At 47.3% G+C, this 18220-nt stretch carries 11 protein-coding genes and 1 pseudogene; 6 read left to right on the plus strand and 6 right to left on the minus strand.

All coding sequences use genetic code 11. The features are described from left to right. Window positions 1–73 precede the first annotated feature (73 nt). Window positions 74–2779, plus strand: a pseudogene (locus QUA24_RS23580) (PAS domain S-box protein); the annotation flags it as partial. Between the two features lie 165 nt (window positions 2780–2944). Here the strand turns inward: QUA24_RS23580 and QUA24_RS23585 are convergent. The 4 genes from QUA24_RS23585 to QUA24_RS23600 form a co-directional block, all read right to left on the minus strand. Further along, window positions 2945–4006: a pentapeptide repeat-containing protein gene (locus QUA24_RS23585; protein ID WP_333162089.1), complete on the minus strand. Its 1062-nt coding sequence runs from the start codon at window positions 4004–4006 to the stop codon at window positions 2945–2947. Between the two features lie 1478 nt (window positions 4007–5484). Next, entirely contained in the window at window positions 5485–6699 is a 1215-nt protein-coding gene (locus QUA24_RS23590; protein ID WP_333232515.1) for a histidine kinase, read from the minus strand. A 398-nt stretch (window positions 6700–7097) separates the two neighbouring features. After that, window positions 7098–7580 (minus strand): BON domain-containing protein, encoded by a 483-nt coding sequence (locus QUA24_RS23595; RefSeq protein ID WP_333232517.1) that lies wholly within the window; start codon window positions 7578–7580, stop codon window positions 7098–7100. 480 nt (window positions 7581–8060) lie between these two features. Continuing rightward, entirely contained in the window at window positions 8061–8615 is a 555-nt protein-coding gene (locus QUA24_RS23600) for a hypothetical protein (protein ID WP_333232518.1), read from the minus strand. A 69-nt stretch (window positions 8616–8684) separates the two neighbouring features. Here QUA24_RS23600 and QUA24_RS23605 point away from each other — a divergent pair, with 69 nt between their 5' ends. After that, window positions 8685–10085 carry an S-layer homology domain-containing protein gene (locus QUA24_RS23605; protein WP_333232520.1) on the plus strand — a complete coding sequence of 467 codons (1401 nt, stop codon included), beginning with the start codon at window positions 8685–8687 and terminating at the stop codon, window positions 10083–10085. A 536-nt stretch (window positions 10086–10621) separates the two neighbouring features. Further along, window positions 10622–11656 carry a histidine kinase gene (locus tag QUA24_RS23610; RefSeq protein WP_333232522.1) on the plus strand — a complete coding sequence of 345 codons (1035 nt, stop codon included), beginning with the start codon at window positions 10622–10624 and terminating at the stop codon, window positions 11654–11656. 500 nt (window positions 11657–12156) lie between these two features. Here the strand turns inward: QUA24_RS23610 and QUA24_RS23615 are convergent, their stop codons facing one another. Together QUA24_RS23615 and holA are read right to left on the minus strand one after the other, a co-directional pair. After that, a complete protein-coding gene (locus QUA24_RS23615; RefSeq protein ID WP_333232523.1) occupies window positions 12157–13143 on the minus strand; it encodes a hypothetical protein in 987 nt (328 codons plus the stop codon). Window positions 13144–13373: 230 nt separating this feature from the next. Next, the gene (gene holA / locus QUA24_RS23620) at window positions 13374–14354 is read right to left on the minus strand and encodes a DNA polymerase III subunit delta (protein ID WP_333232525.1); all 981 of its coding nucleotides are present in this window, start codon (window positions 14352–14354) and stop codon (window positions 13374–13376) included. Window positions 14355–14531: 177 nt separating this feature from the next. Here holA and QUA24_RS23625 point away from each other — a divergent pair, with 177 nt between their 5' ends. The 3 genes from QUA24_RS23625 (at window position 14532) to cbiE (ending at window position 18212) form a co-directional block, all read left to right on the plus strand. Continuing rightward, window positions 14532–15272: a DUF1868 domain-containing protein gene (locus QUA24_RS23625; protein ID WP_333232546.1), complete on the plus strand. Its 741-nt coding sequence runs from the start codon at window positions 14532–14534 to the stop codon at window positions 15270–15272. Between the two features lie 401 nt (window positions 15273–15673). Further along, window positions 15674–16864, plus strand: coding sequence for a transposase (locus QUA24_RS23630; RefSeq protein WP_333232527.1), 1191 nt, complete (start codon window positions 15674–15676; stop codon window positions 16862–16864). Beyond that, entirely contained in the window at window positions 16857–18212 is a 1356-nt protein-coding gene (cbiE, locus tag QUA24_RS23635) for a precorrin-6y C5,15-methyltransferase (decarboxylating) subunit CbiE (RefSeq protein WP_333232529.1), read from the plus strand. The genes QUA24_RS23630 and cbiE overlap by 8 nt, the downstream gene beginning before the upstream one ends. The last annotated feature ends 8 nt before the right edge of the window (window positions 18213–18220 follow it).

Genomic DNA, 18220 nt, shown 5'->3' on the forward strand with positions numbered 1-18220 from the left:
TCTAATTAACTCATAATTTTGCCTGGAATATCATTCTACTATGTATTTGTGTAATTAATTCTGTGTAACTACTTATCTGATTAAACCGTTCTCGGCGCGTGAACTGCTGGCAAGGGTAGAAGCAAGTTTGAAGCTGGCACGGCTGCGGCAGGAAGCCACTGTGCGAGAGCGAACCATTCTGGGGCGCGTAACCGATGCGTTTATGGCAATGGATCTCGACTTTCGCTTAACCTACGCTAATGAAGCCGCACAACGAGTGTCGCGAACTCCCCTAGAAGCAATGCTGGGCAAAACGATGTGGGAAGCCTTCCCAGGCACGATCGGCAATCAGTTTGAAGTCCAGTATCGCCGATCGCTCAGCGAGCAAATCGCGGTGGACTTCGAGGAATATTATGCTCCGTTTGATTTGTGGGTTGATGTTCGCGTTTATCCTTCACCGACGGGGTTGTCTCTTTTCTTTCGGGATATCAACGATCGCAAAAAAATTGAGCAGGAACGGGAACGGTTTCTGGCCGTCGGTTCGGATTTGCAAGTGATTACGGGCATAAACGGGTATTTCCACTGGGTCAGCCCAACCTTTGAACGAACCCTCGGCTGGACACCAGACGAAATGACATCCCGCCCCTGGACTGAGTTTGTCCACCCAGAAGACCTCAGCCCCTCCATTGCAGAAACCGATAGTCTGTTCTCGGGTAACGAAACCTTTACGTTTGAAAACCGTTACCGCCACAAAGACGGTTCCTATCGCTGGTTTCTCTGGAATGCCCAGCCGTACCCAGAAGAACAAGTGATTTACGGCGCTGCCGTTGATATCACCGATCGCGTGCGCGTTGAAAACGAGCGCCAACGGGCGGAAGCAGCCTTGCGTGAAAGCGAGGAGCAGAGTCGGAATATTCTGGAGAGTATTGGTGAAGCATTCTTTGCCGTGGATGAAAACTGGCGGTTCACCTACGTCAATCAATTCGCCCAAACCTTGCTCGATCGCATTCCGGGTGATTTGATTGGCAAGAATTTATGGGAAGAATACCCAGGACTGATTGGCAACGAGTTGGAGCCGATCTATATGAGCGCAATGCGCGATCGCGTGCCTGCATCAATTACGGCGTTTTATCCCGACCACGATCGTTGGTACGAACTCCGCACCTACCCTGCGGCAAAGGGAATCACCGTTTATTTCAGGAATGTCACCGATCAAATTCAAGCGGAAGCAGCCCTGCGCCAATCGGAGGAACGCTATAGAACGCTGTTTGAGTCGATCGATGAAGGCTTTTGCATCATTGAAATGCTGTTTGATGCCAATGACACGCCGATCGATTACCGCTTCTTAGAAACCAATCCGGCGTTCGAGCAACAAACGGGACTTCGACAAGCCGCTGGTAAAACGGCGCGTCAGTTAGTCCCCGATCTTGAAGACCACTGGATTAAGATTTACGCTCAAGTCGCCCTGACAGGTGAAGCTGTTCGGTGGGAGAATGGCTCTGAAGCAATGAACCGTTGGTTCGACGTTTATGCCTGCCGCACCGGGCAGCTAGAAGCGCGAAAAGTTGCCGTCGTGTTCAAAGATATTAGCGATCGCAAGCGCATCGAAGCCGAACGAGAACAACTCCTACAACGAGAACAAACCGCACGGGAAGCCGCGGAAACCGCCAACCGTATCAAAGATGAGTTTTTGGCGGTGCTATCCCATGAATTGCGATCGCCCCTCAACCCGATTCTCGGCTGGTCGAAGCTGTTGCAGCAAAACAAACTGGGCGCTGCAAAAACGGCTAGCGCCCTTGCCTCGATCGAACGCAACGCCCAACTCCAGTTACAACTGATTGATGACCTGCTCGACATCTCCCGCATTCTGAGCGGCAAACTGAGTTTGAATCGGATGTCCGTTGATTTGAATAGGGTGATCTCGGCCGCGTTGGAAACCGTTCGGCTAGCAGCCGAAGCCAAGTCGCTGGAAATTCAAACAAGCTTTTCACCCGGCATCGGAATGGTAATGGGCGATTCCGGGCGCTTGCAGCAAGTAATCTGGAATCTTTTATCCAATGCCGTGAAATTCACCCCTCAAGGCGGGCAAATTAGCGTTAGGTTAACCCAAACTGCAAGTTATGCCCAGATTCTTGTCACCGATACAGGAAAAGGCATCAATCCTGAGTTTCTGCCTTATGTGTTTGAGCATTTTCGGCAAGAGGATGGAGCCATAACTCGTAAATTTGGGGGTTTGGGACTGGGGCTGGCGATTGCACGTCAAATTGTGGAATTGCACGGCGGCAAAATTTGGGTTGAGAGTAGGGGTGAAGGACGGGGAGCCAGCTTCACCGTTGAACTTCCCCTTTTGCATACCGCGAATATGCTTGAAGAAGTTGCCGATACAACAGAAGCTCGATGGGACGATCTTCACCTGGCCTCTGTGCGCGTGTTGGTTGTGGATGATGAACAGGATTCACGCGAGTTTGTGGCATTTGTAGCGGAACAAGCCGGAGCCAAAGTGACTGCCGTTGGGTCTGCGATCGAGGCACTGCAACTGCTCTCAACCACACCCTTCGATATCCTCCTGTGCGATATCGGAATGCCAGATATGGATGGCTATATGCTAGTGCGGCAAATGAGATCTCTACCACCAGAGCTGGGCGGGCAAATTCCGGCGATCGCCCTGACTGCCTATGCTGGAGACTTTAATCAGAAACAAGCTCTTGCTGCGGGGTTTCAACATCATGTTGCAAAACCTGTCGAAGCGAATGAGTTAGTCAAAGCAATGCTGAAATTGCCTCTGAGACTGCACCGCTGAGTCCGAATTTTAATAGATTGTCGATCGCCCACAATCTATTAAAACCCGTCCCCACAACTGAATTATGACTCTTGAATCCTGAATTTTTTATTCTTAAAAGTTTTGAGTTTTGAATTAAAGATTCTTTAACTTAAAACTCAAAACTTTTTTCCCTTAATCAACTTATCAATCCCGGCTGTGAGTAGCTCCATTCGGCAAAATCGCCCCGCCCAAAGCTGCTTCATTCAAATTATCAACATTCAAGCTGGCCCCAATCAAATTAGCCTCCGACAAATTAGTTCCTGTCAAATTCGCCCCTGTCAGAGAGCTCAGCAGTAAACCCGCTCCCGACAAATTGGCGTGACTCAAATTCGCCCCCCGCAAATCCGCTTCCAGCAAGCTAGCACCTGCCAAATTTGCACCGCTCAAGTTAGCTCCCCGCAAAGAAGCTTTGTTCAAATTCGCAGCCCTCAAATCAGCATTGTGCAGAATCAAACCATTTAAATTAGCTTTACTCAAATTAGCTCCCTGCAAGTCGGCACCGCTCAAATTAGAACCATTGAGATTGGCCGATTGCAAGTCAGCGCCGCTCAAGTCAGCACCGCTCAAATTAGCAGCGCTAATAGAAGCCTCCCGCAGACTTGCTTCGCTCAAACAAGCCCCAACCAAATTGACGCCGCTGAGATTTCCGCGATTGAGATAAGCCCGGGTTAAAGTTGCTCCGCTCAGATTTGCCCCGGTCAAATCTACCTCGCTGAGAATCGCTCTCGTCAGATTTGCTCTACTTAAGTCAACCCCGCTCATAATTGCTCGGCTCAGCGTCGCCCCGCTCAAATTAGCCTCCGTTAGTTTTGAGCCGCTTAGCAAACAAGCTCCTACTAAACTCGCTCCCGTCATCACAGCTTTGCTCAAGTCAGCCTGAGACAATATTGCTCCGCTGAGATTTGCCCCGCTAAAATCTGCAGAGATCGCCACAGTTCCAGTTAAACTAGAACTCCCCAGGTTAGCTTCAATTAATTTCGCCTTAGACAAATTGGCCCCGCTCAAGTCGGCGGCGTTTAAATTAGCTCCAATCAGTTTGCTTCTAATTAAGTTGGCACCTTTCAAATTAGCGTTGCTCAAATTTGTTCGACTAAGATTAGCTTCACTTAAATGAGCTGCAATGAGGTTAGCTCCTCGAAAATCTCGTTCCCCGTTTCTATGTCTAATTAAAAGTTCATCGGCACTTAAAAGTTCAGTGAAATTCATAAAAAAAATTGAGTGAGTTTCCTTAATTTCTCGATGTTCTATGTTGTGTGAAAGTTTCTACTATCGTGTTTGCCAGTCAGTTTTTAAAACTTAAACTGCCACCTTGACAATTGTCAAAACTGCTTGATTTCTACCATCACCCTGCTCACCTAGTTATAATGTACGAAAATAAACCTGGTTCTGGTATAATCTGATGAGGTTTGCTAGCGCGGAAGTTATTAAAAAAAACGCATTTCTAGCCGCCTGTAAGTCCTGTAAGTATTATTTTGCTAGTAATTAGTTGGCGGTTGATATGAGTTGTTAATAATTAGTTGTATTTGTACTAACTGTAACCACTAAATATTACCTGCTAACTCTTTACCAAAATACCGAGAAGTTGTCGATCGATCTTGTCAAGGTCGATCGAATATTTGGGGTATTGGGGGTGGCATCCGCACCGCATTCTGACCCGAAAATTTGCCAGTACAGGCGATCGAATTTATGAGTGCAATCAAGAAAGAAGATATCGGAGCTTCAACCCCTAATGCCTTCTAAATAAGTGCTTTCTACCTTCGATGAACCCGGACGGCAGCGCCAGGCCAGCTCAGCTAGTGTCACCTCCCCCCACTGTGCTCCGTGCCAGTGAAAACCAACAGGAAGGCTGTTTCCCTCGGCGTGCTGAGCGAGTCGCCGGCGAAGCAAGCAATACGCTGTGCTGAGCCTGAGATTGCGCGAAAAAATGGCTCGCGAGTCGTTCCCCTATTCCCGCGCTGCTGTGCTTGCTGTTAATGTTTTCTTGATCCATGAGCGCTTGCGGTTCTAATTTACAGAACACTCGACACCAGACGCGCTCCCGGACATAAAAGCTGTTCCTGGGCTTCTCAAATGCTTCTCTGAGGCATTCCCAGAAAAACTGTATTCATGCCGCAGGTCTTGCCAACAGCAATTGGGCTGCTACAGCCAAGCAATGACCAGCCTAAGTCTGGCGGGAAAGCGACGACAATATTATTCTAATAGTTGCCGACCACTGCATGCCGTACTCGGCGCGCGGGACTGGCTACTTCACCTGTATAAGTTGCTGAAATTAGCTACCCATAATTAAAGATAGTCGCTCTTTGACTAACTGGGCAATATCTGTCGTAATTTAGGTCATTAAATTTGATAATACTGCGGGGTTTAAAATCTAGCAGTAGTGAGTGTTACAGACTAAAAAACCGCTGCTGATTTCTGCTGTAAAAATTCAGGGAGCCGATCGATCCACTGGTGGAAAGCCCACCTTGCCAATCAAAATTAAACTTTTGACAGGTGGCTTTTTGAAGTTTCCAGAACAAAACAAAAGCCGGCTTTCAGAGAAAAAGCCGACTTTTGAGATAATTTTACCGACGAAGCGTAAAACCCCTAGCTCGCCGCTGTTGGTTGGATCACTTTCCATAATCCTAGTGCGCGAGTGCGACTACCCTGCAGAAAGTAGAAACAATACCCAAACAAAGTCTGAATTATTAAACCCGACGGTGGCCTGTCACGCCCTGATTGGGATCGTAAATATCAGCCGTAGTATCAACGCCGGGAGTGCCAGGAGCGCCGTAATCAGCCCGAGCACTATCTACGCTGGGATAGTCGTAGGTGTTCCAATGTTGAATACCTCCGCGACTCAGAATGCTTTCGGCTTGAGCGACTTCTGTTTCGCTGCCGTCAACCAGTACCAAGTAATCTCCCCTTGCCACGCGATCGTTGTATGCTCTAGCTTCCTCTTCAGGAATTCCCATACCGACTAAAGCTCCGATCAAACCGCCTGCTGCCGCACCCAAAGCCGTACCGGCGAGTGTAGTGGCGATCGCCGTAGCTGAGGCTCCTGCCAGCATAATCGGCCCGATGCCCGGAATTGCCACTAGGCCCAGACCTACCAACAAGCCTGTCAAACCGCCCAAAGTACCACCTGTGAGTGCGCCCTTTGTGGCCCCTTCATCAGATTTGTTGTCCGTGCTGTCGTGCACGTCAATGCCTGCGATGTCCCCTTTCGAGTCAGCATCCTTAGCGATGACCGAAACCCGATTCATGTCGAAACCGGCAGTTCTCAGTTCTCCCAATGCGTGTTCCGTCTCGCGGCGGGTTGAAAATACTCCCACGGCGCGCTTCTGGCGGCCCGAAGCTCTGCGGCCAGTGTCTGCAGGCACATCGTAAATGCCCCAATCATGAATGCCTCGCACAGTCATAATTCCTTCGGCTGTGGCAAGTTCGGCATCTGTTCCTTCTACGAATACCAAATATTCTCCACGGGAAACACGATCGTTATAAACTTTAGCTTTTTCTTCTGGAACTCCTAAGCCGACCAAACCGCCGACCAAACCGCCTGCTGCTGCCCCAATCGCCCCTCCGATTACAGTATCTGCCAGCAGAGTAGCGATCGCACCCCCCGCCATCACCGGGCCAACTCCCGGAATCGCTAGCGCTCCAATGCTTCCGAGTAACCCAATCAAACCCCCCGTCACGACTCCCGCTGTCGCGCCTGCTTTTGCGCCGCCGCCCACTTTGTCGTCGGTGCCCTTACCAGTACCAGTGCTAGCGCCGGCAATTTCGCTGCGATCGAGATTTTCGCCAACTACCGAAACTTTATTCATCGGAAACCCGGTACTTTGCAGCTCCATCAGGGCTAGTTCCGTATCTCGGTAATTAGAAAATGCTCCTACAGCTCGCTTGTGTTGACCTAAAGCCATTTTTTTTCTCCTGAAAAATATACTACTTTTACACAACCACAGAATTTATGCTCTGCCATCAATCACATTTAGTCATTTTTTCCCAACAATTTTCATCGGTCGCTGGGAATAACTTCCCGCTCTATCTTCAGGTTGGTTCCCAACTAATTCTCTGGGAGGGTAAATAGGAAATTGGGAAGGGGAATTTGCAGGTGTTGCGCGAGTTTTGAGTGCGTGAATTTAAAATTCAATTTAAACTCTTTAACTTAAAACTCCGATCTCCCTAGAGAGTCACCTAAGCGTTGCAATCCGCTCCGCAAGCAATCTTACAATGCCAAACTTTACCCTCTTCCCTCAGACTTCTCTCCTAGATAACTACATCCTTCTTCCTTATTTCCCTCGGAATTCTTCCTTCCAACTTATTGATTGCTGCTAGGCGATGCGGGAGCAGCGGGGGCGACAACAGCCGTAACATTGACATCTTTAACACCCTTAATCTCTTTAGCTAGTGGCTCAATTTTAGCTAAATCAGTTTGATTGGGGACTGTGCCACCTACGGTGACAACCCCGTCTTTTGCGTCAACAGTTAGCTGACCTTTAGTGATGTTTACTTCTAACTTGGAGCGTACTTCACTTTGGAGGTCGCCATCGGCTCTTATTGCATCGCCACCAGTCACATTGTTGCGCTGTTCTCTTGCCCTGATATCAGAATTTGCTTGGTTTTGGCGAATCTGGCTAGTGGCGTCACCCTGAGTTTTTTGAACTGTCTCGGCTGGGGGCGAGCTAGTGGTATTTCCTGTGGCAGAATTAGGAGAATCAGCGCTAGTTTTAGCTCCTTCGCTGCAAGCAGCAGCTCCAAATAACAGGAGACCGCTCAGGATAATTGGTGTTAGTTTGTTCATAATATATTAATACCCTCCGGGTAAGCTTTCGATGAGGCTGACTTGGTTGAGCCAGATGGGAGCCAGATGGAGCAAGACAGCATCTTTGTTTATGCTTTCTGATTTTTGCTTTCGGCGATTTAAAAATCCTTATATCAAATATATAAATTTGAGCAAGTATCTACATCGCTCCACGGGTGTAAAATTAATCTATATCGTTAGATAGAGTACAAAAAATACAATAAGGTATTAAGTCAAATTTAGCTTAATGGAGTTTTGGCCAAATTATTACTCAAAAACCCGGTTGATGGCGACCTTTTTTGTTACCAAAGCCACTATTTTCCTAAACACCGAGTTGCCAAGCGTAAGTTTTATTAATAAATTCGATCGCCATTCCCAACTTATTTTTCTCTCTTCCCTGGAACCAGTGATTTATTCGCTCAACATCTCTCCGTTAAATCTGTTAAATCTCATACACTACTCATTGCCAAACTTCCTGCTTCAAAACAAACGAAAAGAGTCGAGAAATTTTTGAGCATTTTCTGGTTCTGGAGTAGTGGCAACCAGCCCATAAACGCGCGTTTCCACCAAATAAACTTGACCTACACCTACAGGTTCAGTGGGAGAAAGTGGCTGAAACTCAAATTCTTTTCCCGGATAGCCTCCGAGGGAAATATCCCGTACTTGCAAGACTTTAGCATTCGCTGCCACGACAAAAAAATCAACGGCATTATTTAAAGTAATTCTGATATTATTGATATTATTGTTCCTCAGCCGAAAATCTAGGTCAAAGTATTGAAGCAAATAAGTTTCTTTGTTTTTTAATTTCGATCGGTATGTATGAGCAATAATTTGATTTGAAAAAATTTCGGAATTAATTTTGGGATTTGCCGGCATATCGATCGCAAACTGACCCATCGCTGAGCAAAATGGCTGCCACTCTGGCGCCTGAATGGCTGTCCGCAGCGGGGCTGGTTGAGATGCAGCGGGACGGGCAAACTTGACAGGGTATGAAAGTAATGTAGCAGTAACTAGGAGTAAATACAGAAATTTCATTTGGGTAAAAATTATATATGCCCGATCGATCTGCGCTAGCCTAGAAATATATCCGCAAAGGGGGGATTTATGCTGAATATTATATTTACTCAACGGCGAGGCAACTCTCAAGGACGCTCTAAAATCACTAAAACCAATAAAACCAATATACTCGCTGCTGTAAATACTTGGCTGGCTGTGTGTCTCCTGGCTGCGGTCACAGGTTGTGCAAACAGCCCCAACAGCAAGGCACTCGAAGAATCATTAGCCGCGGATCCGAAATTAAAACAAAATCCAGTGGTTTTCTCTTCCCCGCCACCAGCGACAGCAATTGAGACAAACTCTATCGCCAAACTTCCTCCCGATTTTCCTACGGAGATTCCACTCTATCCTAATGCTGAGTTAATCGAAGTTAGTGGGCAAACAGATTCGTTGCCAAAAAATGTGCGGCTGCGCTGGGAGAGCACAGATCCGATTAATTCGGTTCAGAACTTTTACTCTACAGAGTTTGGGCGTCGCAACTGGGAAATAGTCAGCCGCCCCACCGCCGAGGGACAAGGTTCTTTGGTAGCAACGCGAGATAATTTGCGGGTAACAGTGTCGCTTTCTCCTACTCAGAAAGTAGGGGGTTCTACAGAATTTGCGATCGACTACAGCAAAGACAGCCCAGAAATTGCCACCAGTCCCCAACCTAACAATTCCGAGTCTAGCGCATCTCCAACCGCTTCACCAAATTCATCTAATTCAGAGGGAACTACTCCAACACCATCCGCGTCGCCAAAATCAGCACAAGTTAGCCAACAAGACGGCCAAATTCCTCAACAGTTGCGGCAGTATGTGGCTGATTTAAGTCAGTTGGAAGTGCTAAAAGTGCGAGCGACAGAAAATGCTAATTTAGAAACAGCCAGCACTTTGCCCAAACCCAACAAAGTTGTCACTCGCCGCGAATACGCCCGCTGGTTAGTAGCAGCTAACAATCAGATTTATGCTAGCCGTCAAGCCAAACAAATTAGATTAGCAGTAGACTCTAGCGAACCAGCTTTTTCTGACGTACCCAAAACTGACCCGGATTTTTCAGCTATTCAAGGTTTAGCAGAAGCCGGTGTAATTCCGAGTTCGCTTTCTGGAGAAACTAAAGATGTGAAATTTCGTCCGGATGCACCTTTAACTCGCGAAACAATGATTCTCTGGAAAGTACCTTTAGATAGTCGTCAAGTTTTACCGACAGCTAACATTGACGGGGTGAAAGAAAAATGGGGTTTTCAAGATGCTTCTAAGATTGATTCCCAGGCATCGCGGGCAGTTTTAGCTGATTTTAACAATGGAGATTTGGCGAATATTCGCCGCGTTTTTGGTTTTACTACTCTGTTTCAGCCGAAGAAATCAGTCACTCGCGCCGAAGCTGCTGCTAGTTTGTGGTATTTTGGCGTTCAAGATCAGGGATTGTCTGCTAAAGATGCCCTGGAAGCAAAGTCTCCACCTGCTGAGTAGAGTTTTTTTGGGGTGGTTAAAAGTTTTGAACACAGCATCTACTTACCAATACCCAAGAAACCGGGTTTTTTCTCTGTAAGCAAACCCGGTTTCTGCGTCCCAAACTGCCGAAATTTTACCAAATTTTGATTAATCGGCGTGCGATCGCCTGCAACAAAAATTGGAGCTTGAGTTTCTAGAATTTCTGTGAATATGGCTGACCCAGAAACCGACTTTTATCTAGGAAAATGCTCAGTAAAATGCGAGGCATATCTGGTGAAAAAGCGCGTTTCTTTTCCTCTGGGGGAGTTATCGTAAAAAACCTTTTGCTAAATTATACATCGGCTTTTCTTCCTTGTGGCCTACCCTAGGGGATAGATTTTTTTTGCTTTAATCTTAATTCCTGTATCCTGCCATACAACCGCTGCATTGGGGGGCAAATTTTATAGATATTTCAACCAACACTGTTTTTAAAACTCTCAGTAGGATTCCGGATGCCGCAGCGGCCTTAACGATAAATGAACAAGAGTGTTTGAACTCTTGGAGAGCATTTTTTAATGTACGATATTACCTTATTTACCCCGCAAGACATGGCTAAATGCAGCTTAGTCCTGCGCCACTTAGGTAGAAATACTGCTAGTATGGAAGCCAGCAGCCAGAAGATTGTTAACTATATTTACCGACATTTTTGCAATTCGCAAACTGGAGAAAATTCCTGTGCCTTAGTGCGTTTGTTCAAAACTCATCCCTACGGGGAATTAGAAGACTCCTTGCAACAATCCGCCCGCCGCTTGATGAAGGGAAATTCCCCCACCGCCGACATGAAATGTTGGACTCTGCTAGCAGCTGCAGGCCCTGAACCGCAGTGGAATTCTCGGCACACAGCAGCAGAAAATACAGCTATTCCATTAGTTAGCACAAAATTAGTGGCTCAAATGCCAGCGATTGCAGAAATAATCCGGCAGTTCGGTTTAGACATTCCTACATTCCTTGGAATTGAGCGAAAAAGGTTCCTGCAATTAGAGCCTGCAGTATTAAATATTTTTCACATATCAGAGGCAAAAGGCAGCCTCTTTATTCCTGAGCAAAATTCCTTAATTATCCCCTACCACGTCAAGTCTGTCTTAGGATTTGGGGGACTTCTGCCGTCAGGAAGTGTGTTTGCGGTAGTGATGTTCCTGAAAGTTAAAATTCCCCACAACACTGCTGAAATGTTTAAAGATTTGGCACTTAGTGTCAAAACAGCATTGTCCATGCCCGACAAAAAAAGTGTTTTTGAGTATTCAGAAAACCCTCCAAGCTTTGTTACAAATAACAATATTTACGAAACCCAATTACTTGAATATCAAGTGGCTAATCTGATGCAATTGCTGGACTTTTCTGAACAAGAAATGCTCAGACAAGCCACTCGCTTGCAACAGACTATTGACAATTTACAGTGCGAACTAGCCGAATACAAAAATAAGGAACAAGCTTTGAAAGTAAGCCAGAATTCATTTACAGGCATCCTCAATATTCCCAAAGATGCTATTTTGCGCGTAGAAGAAAATCAAGGAATTCAGCATTTTAATCCAGGGGAAGAACAGATTTAAACCAAGCTCTGTGTTTAGCAAACCGGTTTATCAAATAAACCAAGTTATTGCGGTGTTTGTTGAGTAAATTTTGTTTTTACAGGAAGGAGTGCGGACATCCGGCTTGCTGTATATACATCTAAGTAAGTCGGTAGAAAAAAATCAAGGTAAATAAAGTAATGTTAATATCCGTTACTCAAAATAATACTACAATGATGCTGAGAGCGTGAGAAAGATTTTATGCACGTAAACTACTAAGAAAGGATTGATTTAACCTCAGAGGAGTTAAAAATAATTTTGTCGCAGCGCCGTGAACTATAATTAATCGACCAAAAATTCCGATAGCGAGATTGATTAAAGGCTGAAGATAGCTAAAGCCTTACAGATGTAGTGAAGTTAAATAAATTTTTAATAAAATTGAAAAAAGTCAAAAGTAAGAAAGCCAAAAGTAAAAACAAGTTTTTTTACTTTTGGCTTTTGACTTTTGACTTTTAGCACATCCAGTATTCAACTCAAAACTCTTAAAGTGCTGCTGCCGCCCTGCGGTTGGCAACAATCAGGTTAGCCTGATATTCTGCGGCTTTTTGCTGAGCCTTTTGATAGTTAGGGCTGGTTGACGGTACGGCTCTCATGAGCTTAACCGCTTGCTGCCACTGGCTTGCTACTGCGATCCACTCATTTTGAGACTGAGCCGTCTGCGCCGAAATTGCTGCCTTCTGAGCTGTGTTAACGGCTTCTCTCCAAGAGTCAGGCTTGGGCGCGGCGGCTTTTGGTGGAGGAGAAGCTGGAGCTGGGCTTGCTGGCGCAGCAGTCGGAGCGGGTTTTGCGGCAGGGGAGGCTGCCTGTGGGATGCCCGGAGAGGCGGCGGTCGAGGATGCAGCGGCTTTAGACGCGGGAGATGCGGGTTTCGGGGAGGGGGAAGTAGCTACGGGGGCGATGGGTTCTGGGTTAGAGTCGCCGAAGGGGAAAGTTTTAGTAAAGAAAAGCCCTGCGATCGCCGCCAGAGGTACTAAGATACCCACAGGTATTACCCATTTGGGAAATTGTTTTTTCGGAGGCGGGGCTTGATCTTCGTCTTCGTCTTCGTCTTCCTCGTCGTCATCTCGATCGAATTCTCCTTCTTGATAATAGTCTTCGCCTTCGGGCTCGACATCATCTAAACCTACAGAGTCGTCAGGCATTCCACTATCCAAGGGGTAAGGCATTGAATCCGCAGGCATCAGATCAATTTCATCTTCCCACGTAGGCTCACCGTCACCTGTTCGACGCCCGTAAACCTTTACAGTGTGAATTGATTCAAGTCCCAGCTTCGTCATGCCGGTGCGGATGAAATCGACCAATACCATTTGATCCGGTACTTTGTCTGCCTCCAGAATTATGTGGAGGCAGCCGTTGTCCCGCGTCACATCGGCGTTGATGCCTTTGGGTTTGAGTGTACGGTTGATGCTAGATGCGATCGCTTTTGGATCGCCTTGCTTGAGCAGTTCCCGCGGGTTCTGTTGTGTCATGGGTAGCGCTCTTTTTTTGGGGGGGGTGGAGAGCCGGCAAATAATATTAACCGATCGGCATTCGGCGGACAATATTTATTTACCACATTAACTTCTACTTTGGCATTCTAAGAGTATTTCTAGTATCTATTGACCTTTTGCCCCGCGATCGGGCATCAAGCACATAGCCGAAGAAAGAAATTTGTTATAAAAATTTACAGTAAAGCGCCGCTCCTGTGCTCTGTCGCGCATCAGCGAAACAAGCTAGAAAGTTCTATAACTTTGGTTTGCAGGGTTGAGATTTCTTCTCGGCCCCGTTTTAAAGAAGCTTCTAACTCTAGGAGCAAAGGCAAACTTTTTTGCAGTTTTTCTAAGCTGGCATTCTTGACTTCTTGCCGAAAATAGTATACTCGTTTCGGATTGCCGAGATCTAGAGCTTGAGCAATTTTATCATCGCGATCGCCCGCTTGGATCATCGCCTTTACCCACAGCCAAATCCGAAATTTACCAGTCAAGCCAGCCACAATTCTCAAACCAGGCTCGCTGCGGCCAGTTAAGCCTGCCAGTAAATCCAAAGCGGCGGAGGTATTGCCCTCGCGAATCGCATCGGCTAGCTGGAAGGTATTTTGGGCGTGACAGTGTACCAGTGCTGCCACTTCCTCCGGGTTCAGAGGTTGGCTGCGGTTGCCGGCAAACAGTCGCAATTTTTCCAGTTCGCTGTATAGCCCGCGGGTATCGCTGCCAATGGATTCGGCCAAAAGTTCGATCGCTGTGGCGGTCAATTTTACGTTCATTTCGCCCGCGACTTGGCGCACCCGCTGGGCTAATTCTTTGTCATTCCAAGGCGGAATCGGTGAAAATTCCCGCACTTGGGCGGCGGACTGGGAAATTAACTTGGTAGATTTGAGCCGGCTGTCGGGTTTTTTGACGGATGTTAACAGCAACACGGTGGTGTCGGGAATCACCGGCAGCGTCCGTTCAAATTGTGCTAACAGTTCTGGAGAACACTGCTGCGTTACAGTAGTATTTGCCAGCCAGACAAAACGGCTACCGGTACCGAAGGGGGGCGTTAAGGCTCGATCGAGACCTTCGACCACAGTTCCGGCGGAATCGGCAATAATCTTGTCATAGTTAAAACTAGCCCAGTTGGGGTCGAGGACTGAGGAGCGCAAACTTGTCACAGCCTGCGCGATCGCAAAGTCGTCTTCCCCCCAAAACAGGTAAATTTGCATGATTTAACGCTCAGTAGCCCAAAAAATCAAAGTTGCAGGTTCCGCAAGTCCAACATATCCTGAATAGGGCTGTTGGAAGCCCGCACCATAATATAAAATTTGGTGTGGGAGTTTGTCACCGCGAGGAAATCAAGATTGGATGATACTTATCAAGCTTACGTAAATCGGGTGGCGCGAATGACGCTGCTGGACTCCTACAAGTCCCAGGTGGAACACATTCAGGAATCTCCAAAATTTAAGCCCGACGAAGCAGGCCGGAGATCTCCTGTACCTTTTCCAGGTTATTCAGTGATTACGCCGCCTGCGGGGGAAGATGCAGAAAATGCTGCATTTTATAGTAATTTGCAGTCGAGCCAACAACGGCTATTGCAGGAAATAGGGGAGGGTGCGCTCGTGGCACTGCCTCCTGATAGCTTCCATTTAACCGTAGCCGATTTGATTTGGAGCAGCGCTTTTCGAGATGCCTCTGATAAAAATCCCGAATTTGAGGAGCAACTGCGCTCGCGCATGGCCGATCGTTTTGCCGCCTGCAAACCCTTGGCGGGCGGCCCTCCCATTCGCTGGATAGTGCTGGGGTTGATGGTGATGACTAGGGCTGTGGGTGTTTGTTTGGCACCGACGGACGAAAACTCTTACAAGCAAATTCTAGAGTTTCGCCGATCGATCTATCAAAATCCCGATTTAATGGCTTTGGGAATTGAACAGCAATATCATTTTACGGCCCACATTACTCTGGCTTATTTTGGGGATACCGGGCAGAACCTTGACCGCGATCGCTTGTGCGCTTTGCTGTCGGAGTTAAACGAGCAATGGCTGGACACGCCGCAAGAACTGTCCGTAAACCGAGTGGAACTACGGAAGTTTGAGGACATGGTCACCTACCTCCGGCAACCGGAATGGCCTGTTTTTGAGTTTTAACCAAGGAAGAAGGAAGGAAGAGGGAAGAAGGAAAAAGGAAGAGGGAAGAAGGAAGGAGGAAGAAGGAAGATTTTTTTCCATCTCCCACTCTTCCCATCTCCCACTCTCTCGCCCCCTCTCCCACTCTCTCGCCCCTTCTCCCTCTCTCCCCTTGGACAATAGTCAGGATATTGCCTATTAAATGCTTTAATTATTTTTGTTTGACAGTAAAGTCAAGGAAAAAATTTATGAAAAACCAGGAAAAATCAGTAATTCTGGTTTTTTACTTTTTGCTTAAAAAGTGACCCAAAAAATGGGATACAAGCCTCCCTCTTCTAGGGGGAATTTTGGTTGGGAATCTCTCCGAGAGGTTTTTGAATAAACAGCACCGCAATTATTCAGGTTGGCTCTACAATGGCTGTATGTTAAATCTAACCTACGAGTACAAGCTCATTCCTACCGACGCGCAACGCCAAACTTTCGACTTGTGGCTCAATATTTGCCGCAAGGTCTACAACTTTGCATTGCGAGAACGAAAAGATTGGGTTAATTCTCGTAAGTGTGATATCAACTCGTGCAGCATGAAGCAGGAATACATTATCCCTGCTGATGCACCGCGTCCAACCTTTGCGGGCCAATGCAAATCATTGACCGAAGCAAAGAAGTTAATTCCTGAGTTGAAATTGCCTCACACCCATGTCTTGCAGCAGGCGTTGCGCCAACTAGAGGCAGCGTTTGTGGCGATGTGGGAACGAGGACACGGTTTTCCTAGATTCAAAAAGCGGATGCGCTCATTTGTGTTTCCTCAATTGAATTTAGAATCCGTTAAACAGTTTGATAGTACCGATTGGGTCAACCTACCCAAGATTGGGTTAGTTAAAATGCACCTGTCGCGTCCAATCCTTCAAGGGTTTGATGTCAAGCAAATTCGCGTTGTTAAGAGGGCTTCTGGTTACTATGCCATGCTGACTTTGCAATGTGATGTCCAAGTGCCTCAAGTCTCACCTTCAGGGCATGGATTAGGGATTGATTTAGGGTTAAAACATTTTTTGGCAACTTCTAATGGTGAATTGATTGATAGACCTAAATTTTTTGTGGATGGACAACGCAAGCTGAAATTGCTGCAACGTCAACTCAAGCGCAAGAAAAAAGGTTCTAGGAAGTTTCGTCAAATTCAACACCAAATAGCGAAGCACCACGAATACATCTCGAACAGCCGCAAAGACTTTCATTTCAAGACTACACATCATTTATGTACCTGGGCCCAAACAGTATTTGCTGAGGACTTGAACCTCAAAGCAATGTCAGCCGGAATGCTGAGCAAACAAACGCTTGATGCAGGGTTTGGTCAGTTCCTGAATATCTTGGGTCATGTTTGCTTTAAGCGAGGTGCATACTTTGCAAAAGTAGACCCGAACCGAACCAGTCAAACTTGTCCAAGATGTCAAACCCATACAGGTAAAAAAGAACTATCCGAACGGGTACATAAATGTCAAACCTGTGGCTATGAAACAAATCGAGATGTTGCAGCCGCGCAAGTGGTGCTGCAGCGTGGATATACAGCGGTTGGGCAAATCGCAGTGAATTTTGGGGAGGGCAAGCTACATGAGTAGTCCCCATGAACCAAGAATCCTCATGCCTTCGGGCCGAGGAGTTGTCAAAGTACACGTTGTTGGTATAGGTTTAGATGGATCTGCTGGGCTGAGCGAATCGGCCCGGCAGGTTGTAGAAATGGCCGCTCTGCTAATAGGCAGCGAGCGCCTTTTGAGCTATTTTCCCCAGCACGACGGAGAGCGCTGGGCGTTGGAAGATTTGACCGAAGCAATTCTGGAAATTCGGCGCTGGTGGGCGACTGAACCCGAATTAGATCCCTCTGCGGGGACGGTGGAAACCCGCGATCGACCGATCGTAATTTTAGTGGCGGGAGACCCCCTGTTCTACGGCTGGGGAAAGTTGTTAATTGCCCAATTGCCACCCGAAAAATTAACTTTTCACCCCCATGTAAGTTCTGTGCAGTTGGCTTTTAATCGCTTGAGAATCCCTTGGCAAGATGCTCATTGTGTAGGCTCTCAAGGACGCTATTTTGAGGAGCTGACGGCGAAGCTGAAGCTCGGTGTGGAGAAGATTGCGGTGCTGGCGGACGAAGCTCACACTCCGGCTTTACTGGCAAGTTTGGTGAAAGCTCTAGATTTGCCGACACGCTACGAGTTTTGGGTTTGCGAAAATTTGGGGGCGGCTGAGGAACGGGTAAGCCACAAGTCTCTGGAAGCTTTGCTGAGAGAGTCTTTTGCACCGCTGAGCGTGGTGGTGATGCTGCGGGAACCCCCGCCGAGGGCAGAACCTTTGGATTTGGAAAAGTTGCCTTTGTTGGGAATACCGGATGCAGCTTTTATCGGTTGTGGCGATAAGCCTGGTTTGACGGTTGAGCGGGAAGTGCGGGTGTTGGTGTTGGCACAATTGGCTTTGCAATCGGGACAAGTTGTCTGGGATGTGGGTGCTGGTAACGGTTCTGTGTCGATCGAAATTGCTCGTTTATTCCCGCAGTCTGAAGTTTATGCGATCGAACAAACGGTTTCTGGTAATTCTGCGATCGAGTTCAACTATGGCCGTTTTGGGCTGCAAAATGTGTTTTCGATTCACGGAACTGCCCCGGAAATCTTGCACCGCTTGCGTCCTCCGCACCGGATTTTTATTGGCGGTAGTGGCGGAGGGTTGACTAAAATTTTGGGCGTTTGCGCGCTGCGGCTGCTCCCTGGAGGCTCGATCGTGCTTGCGTTGGATGCTTTTGAGGATATTGCTACTGTTTTGAGCTGGATGGGCGATCGGGTGCGCCGGGAACCGCACTGGAGTTACCGAATCGTGCAAGTGCAATTATCGCGTTCTGTGGCTGGGGGGAATTCAACTCGTTTTGATGCGTTGCGGCCAGTTTCGATTGTGACGATCGATCGACACTTGAATTAATGTCGGAA

It is taken from the genome of Microcoleus sp. Pol12B5 (genome assembly GCF_036701335.1).
In the GTDB taxonomy this organism is placed as follows: domain Bacteria; phylum Cyanobacteriota; class Cyanobacteriia; order Cyanobacteriales; family Microcoleaceae; genus Microcoleus.

What these genes read in the sequence shown, in the direction of transcription:
- holA (WP_333232525.1), bottom strand. Translation starts at nt 14,354, where the DNA reads ATGCAAATTTACCTGTTTTGGGGGGAAGACGACTTTGCGATCGCGCAG.
- cbiE (WP_333232529.1), top strand. Translation starts at nt 16,857, where the DNA reads ATGAGTAGTCCCCATGAACCAAGAATCCTCATGCCTTCGGGCCGAGGA.
- QUA24_RS23605 (WP_333232520.1), top strand. Translation starts at nt 8,685, where the DNA reads ATGCTGAATATTATATTTACTCAACGGCGAGGCAACTCTCAAGGACGC.
- QUA24_RS23610 (WP_333232522.1), top strand. Translation starts at nt 10,622, where the DNA reads ATGTACGATATTACCTTATTTACCCCGCAAGACATGGCTAAATGCAGC.
- QUA24_RS23595 (WP_333232517.1), bottom strand. Translation starts at nt 7,580, where the DNA reads ATGAACAAACTAACACCAATTATCCTGAGCGGTCTCCTGTTATTTGGA.
- QUA24_RS23600 (WP_333232518.1), bottom strand. Translation starts at nt 8,615, where the DNA reads ATGAAATTTCTGTATTTACTCCTAGTTACTGCTACATTACTTTCATAC.
- QUA24_RS23585 (WP_333162089.1), bottom strand. Translation starts at nt 4,006, where the DNA reads ATGAATTTCACTGAACTTTTAAGTGCCGATGAACTTTTAATTAGACAT.
- QUA24_RS23590 (WP_333232515.1), bottom strand. Translation starts at nt 6,699, where the DNA reads ATGGCTTTAGGTCAACACAAGCGAGCTGTAGGAGCATTTTCTAATTAC.
- QUA24_RS23625 (WP_333232546.1), top strand. Translation starts at nt 14,532, where the DNA reads ATGACGCTGCTGGACTCCTACAAGTCCCAGGTGGAACACATTCAGGAA.
- QUA24_RS23615 (WP_333232523.1), bottom strand. Translation starts at nt 13,143, where the DNA reads ATGACACAACAGAACCCGCGGGAACTGCTCAAGCAAGGCGATCCAAAA.
- QUA24_RS23630 (WP_333232527.1), top strand. Translation starts at nt 15,674, where the DNA reads ATGTTAAATCTAACCTACGAGTACAAGCTCATTCCTACCGACGCGCAA.